This is a genomic window from Limosilactobacillus mucosae, assembly GCF_046939755.1.
Taxonomy (GTDB): Bacteria; Bacillota; Bacilli; order Lactobacillales; family Lactobacillaceae; genus Limosilactobacillus; species Limosilactobacillus mucosae_A.
In genome coordinates this window covers 1-440 of sequence record NZ_JBKZAY010000097.1, presented here as the reverse complement: position 1 = coordinate 440, position 440 = coordinate 1, and the positions used below count along the sequence as shown (strand labels likewise).

Sequence of the window (440 nt, the reverse complement as noted above, 5' to 3'; positions counted from 1 at the left end):
ACCAAGGCGGCTGAAGATCAGACGGCTCAGGTAACGTTTACGCGGAACGGTGTCCTGGATGACGTTACGGGTATCGTGGCCTGGGGCAAGTGGAACGAAGCCAGCCAGAGTTACAAGGCTCTGACTTCACCAACGATTGCCGGTTACACGCCAAGCGAAGCGGTAGTAAAGCGCAGTTCCAACAGCGATGCCGAACAGGGGCCAACGGTTACGGTCATCTACACGGCTGATGCCCAAAAGGTTCACGTTCAATACATTGATGGTGAAACTGACCAGCTGTTGCGTCAGGATGATTTGGACGGCTACACGGACGAAACGATTCCATACAGCACGGCTGAAGGCATCAAGAAGTTTGAAGGCGACGGCTATGAATTGTTCAAAGACAACTTCCCGGCTGGTGAGAAGTTCGACAACGATGACAAGAATGACCAAACCTACAC

At 52.5% G+C, this 440-nt stretch carries 1 protein-coding gene; it reads left to right on the top strand.

All coding sequences use genetic code 11. The annotated features are described in order from the left end of the window. Positions 1 to 440: mucin-binding protein (locus tag ACLUWI_RS10325; RefSeq protein ID WP_412147242.1), on the top strand; the 440-nt coding region annotated here is incomplete at both ends.